This window comes from Pelovirga sp. (assembly GCF_059864205.1).
Genome location: NZ_JCBCBS010000099.1, coordinates 1 through 1,487, shown reverse-complemented (window position 1 = coordinate 1,487; position 1,487 = coordinate 1). Strand labels below are relative to the sequence as shown.

The following is a 1,487-nucleotide window of genomic DNA, read 5'->3' as shown; positions in this document are numbered from 1 at the left end:
GGGGATCCTATGTCAAGGGACGCTTTTCGTCATCCATGACCGCTTGTTGTCGCCGTCCATGGCGACAAACACCCTTGCCACAGGATCCCCGAGCCTGCGCAAGGATAGAGCTGAATAGTTACAAAAAAAGATTTATCGTAGAGCCGCTGAGAATACCCTTGCAATGCTCCGCAACTATGCCAATATCCCCTTGATGAAACTACCAAAATTTATCTCAGAACACCCCCAACTGGCCCTGTTTGCCCTGTTTGCCACGGCCACCTCCGGTTTTGGCCAGACATTTTTCATCTCGGTTTTCGGCCATCTGATTCGCGATGAATTTATCTTGAGCAACAGCGCTTACGGCTTCAGCTACGGTGGCGCAACCCTGCTCTCAGCCCTGCTGCTGCTCAAATTTGGGGAACTGGCGGATACCCGCCCCTTAACCCAATTGACCCTGGCGGCATTGCTGATTCTGGCCGGCGGCTGCCTGATGATCGGATTGGCTTCCCACTGGCTGATGCTGATTCCCGGTTTTTTGCTGATCCGCTTTGGTGGCCAGGGATTATTATCCCATCTGGGTGTTACGGTGGCCGGGCGCTATTTTCACCAGCAGCGCGGACGCGTCATGGCCCTTACCGTTGCCGGTTTTCCATTGGCAGAATCGACCCTGCCGTTGGCCGCCGGACTCTTGCTGGTCCTCGGCAACTGGCGCCTGCCGTGGTTTGTTGCCGTTACTTTTCTGTTACTGGTTGCTCTGCCGATTTTGCTGCATCTGGCCCGTCATGCACCACCGCCGGACGACACCGGGCAACAGACGACGGCCAACGACCAGCAATCCAGCCTGACCCGCAACCAGGTGCTGCGCGACCCCGGCTTTTATCTGCTCCTGCCCGCTGCCCTGGCGACTCCCTTCACGATTACCGCGATCCTCTTTCACCAGGCGGCGATCATCGGCCTGCGTGGCTGGCCGCTGGAAAAAGTCGGCATCGCCTTTACCGGCTTTGCCCTCGGTCATCTGCTCAGCCTGCTGGTTGCCGGACCATTGGTTGATCGTCTCGGTGCCCAACGTACCCTGGCTGTAGGGCTGCTGCCTCTCGTTTCGGGATTGCTGGTGCTGGCGATCATCCCCGGTGAATGGGCTCTCTACCTCTATCTGCTGCTGACTGGAGGCAGTCTCGGCGGCAGCGGTGCAGCCGCCGGTGCCCTGTGGCCGGAACGCTACGGTACCCGGCACCTCGGCGCCATCCGCTCTGTTGCCTCGGCCATCATGCTGGTGTCAACGGCGCTGGCACCGGTACTGGTCGGGTTTATCCTCGATATCACTGAGAGCGCGACCCTGATCGGTCTGTTACTCGCCGCCCTGATCAGCGCGGCAATTCTGCTGACATTCAAGGCACGCCCCCCCGGGAAATCGGGGGGTGAAATAGGGGGACATAATGCCGATTTAAACAACAAATCGGTATTATGTCCCCCGATTTAAACAGCAAATCGGTATTATGTCCCCC

1 protein-coding gene is annotated in these 1,487 nt (G+C 58.1%); it reads left to right on the top strand.

From position 1 onward, the window contains the following. The first annotated feature begins 163 nt into the window (after positions 1 to 163). Entirely contained in the window at positions 164 to 1,462 is a 1,299-nt protein-coding gene (locus AC6F7T_RS06585; RefSeq protein WP_500717203.1) for an MFS transporter, read from the top strand. Positions 1,463 to 1,487: the final 25 nt, after the last annotated feature.

Bases quoted from the DNA above. Each gene is read 5' to 3' on its own strand.
- AC6F7T_RS06585 (WP_500717203.1), top strand. From the start codon at position 164: ATGCTCCGCAACTATGCCAATATCCCCTTGATGAAACTACCAAAATTT.